Here is a 2,231-nt window from a genome sequence, read left to right as displayed (position 1 = left end):
CGCACGCTCGGTGCTGGCCTATTGCCGCGAGGTGGTTCCGCTGATGCGCGCCCAGGGCGGCGGCAACATCATCAACGTGACCTCTGTCGCGGCGCGCACCGGCGGCGGACCGGCCGCCTACCTGTATGCGGGCTCGAAGGGCTTCGTGAGCACGGCCACGCACGGACTGGCAAAGGAACTGGTGGGCGACGGCATCCGCGTGAACGCGGTGGCGCCGGGCGTGATCCAGACGCCCTTCCAGGACCGCTTCTCGACACCCGCGATGCTGGAGAACTTCAGGGCCAGCATTCCGATGGGCCGCATCGGCGAGCCCGAGGAATGCGTCGGTGCTTTTCTCTACCTGGCCTCGGAGCAGCTCTCGGGCTATGTGACGGGACAAGTCATCGAGGTGAACGGGGGCCAGTACATGCCCTGAAGCACGCATCGCATGAGGAGCGCCTTTAAAAAATGAAAGAGGCGCGCAGGATCAGATCAACAACGGAGACAAAGAAGACATCATGAAAAGAAGCAACTTCCTTCGCGGCCTGGCCGCGTTCTCGGCCACGGCCGCACTCTCGCTCGGCGTGGCCGCACCGGCCGCGGCGCAAAGCGAATTTCCGAGCCGCAGCATCGAGCTGCTGGTGCCCTACCAGCCGGGCGGCGGCACCGACGGGCTGGCGCGCGCATTCTCGGAAGCGAGCCGCAAGCACATCTCGCAGAGCATCGTGATCGTCAACCGCCCCGGCGCGGGCGGCGCCATCGGCTGGACCGAAGTGATCAACGCCAAGCCCGACGGCTACAAGCTCGCGGTGCTCACGGTCGAGCTGCTGACGCTGCCGCACCTGGGCCTGGCCAAGTTCAACTACGACGACTTCCAGCCGATCGCGCAGCTCAACGCCGACCCGGCCGCGATCACCGTGAAGGCCGATGCGCCATGGAACACGATTGAAGAGTTTCTTGCCGCGGCGAAGAAATCGCCGGAAGGCATTCGCGTGGGCAACTCGGGCAACGGCTCGATCTGGCACCTTGCGGCCGCCGCGCTGGAAGACAAGACCGGCACGAAGTTCGGCCACATCCCGTTCCAGGGCGCGGCACCCGCGGTGCTGGCGCTGCTGGGCGGCCACATCGAAGCCGTGGCGGTGAGCCCGGCCGAAGTAACGACGCACGTGCAGGGCGGCAAGCTCAAGGTGCTGATGGTGATGGCCGACAAGCGCGTGAAGGGTTTCGAGAAAGTGCCGACCGCCAAGGAGCGCGGCATCGACCTGTCGATAGGCACCTGGCGCGGCCTTGGCGCGCCGAAGAACACGCCGCCCGAAGTGATGGCCAGGCTGCGCGAGATCACCGCCAAGACGGCTGCGGAACCGCTGATGCACGAGGTGATGGACAAGCAGAACCTGGGCTACGTCTATACCGACGGCGCGGTGTTCAAGGAAACGCTGGCCAAGGACAACGCCTACTTCAAGGCGCTGATCACCAAGCTCAACATCAAGCCATGAGCGAACGGCACGGAGGCACCCTCACCATGCAACGCCGCACACTGGTTCGCACCGCCCTTGCCTCTTCGCTCGCCGCGGCCCTGCCCGCGTCGTTCGCGCAAAGCAGCAACAGCTGGCCGACGGGCAAGGCCATCACCTACCTCGTACCGTTTCCCGCGGGCGGCACCACCGACGTTCTCGGCCGGTTGATCGGGCAGAAGCTCGGCACCGTGCTGGGCACGAGCGTGATCATCGACAACAAGGGCGGCGCGGGTGGCAGCGTGGGCTCGGAAGTCGGTGCCCGCGCGGCACCCGACGGCTTCACACTGGTGGGCGGCACGATCAGCTCGCACGCGATCAACGTGAGCCTGTACCCCAAGATCGGCTACGACCCGCAGAAGTCGTTCGCGCCGGTGACGCTGATCGGCACCAACCCGGTGGTGCTGGTGGTGAACCAGGCGAGCCCGTACAAGACGCTGAAGGACGTGATTGCCGCGAGCAAGGCCAAGTCGGGCGGGCTGTCTTCGGCCTCGGCGGGCACGGGCACGTCGCAGCACCTGGCGCTGGAGCTGATGGCCTTCAAGTCGGGTGTGAAGTTCACGCACATTCCGTACAAGGGCAGCGGCCCCGCGATCCAGGACGTGATCGGCGGGCAGGTGGACATGATGTTCGACACGACGGTGGTGGCGGGGCCGCACATTCAAAGCGGCAAGCTGCGCGCGATCGCGGTGACATCGGCCAAGCGCCTGGCCTCGATGCCCGACGTGCCGACGGTGG

3 protein-coding genes are annotated in these 2,231 nt (G+C 66.3%); all 3 read left to right on the top strand.

Annotation, left to right across the window (positions count from 1 at the left end; all coding sequences use genetic code 11):
* On the top strand, positions 1 to 415 hold a 415-nt coding region (locus tag DBV14_RS06925; RefSeq protein ID WP_260396854.1), incomplete at its 5' end, for an SDR family NAD(P)-dependent oxidoreductase.
* Between the two features lie 82 nt (positions 416 to 497).
* Positions 498 to 1,475 (top strand): tripartite tricarboxylate transporter substrate binding protein, encoded by a 978-nt coding sequence (locus DBV14_RS06920; RefSeq protein ID WP_124458464.1) that lies wholly within the window; start codon positions 498 to 500, stop codon positions 1,473 to 1,475.
* A 26-nt stretch (positions 1,476 to 1,501) separates the two neighbouring features.
* On the top strand, positions 1,502 to 2,231 hold a 730-nt coding region (locus tag DBV14_RS06915; RefSeq protein ID WP_260396853.1), incomplete at its 3' end, for a tripartite tricarboxylate transporter substrate binding protein.

It is taken from the genome of Variovorax sp. KBW07 (assembly GCF_003852515.1).
Classification (GTDB): domain Bacteria; phylum Pseudomonadota; class Gammaproteobacteria; order Burkholderiales; family Burkholderiaceae_C; genus Variovorax.
Note: the sequence above shows the minus strand (reverse complement) of the source record. Positions and strands in the feature narration are given on the sequence as shown.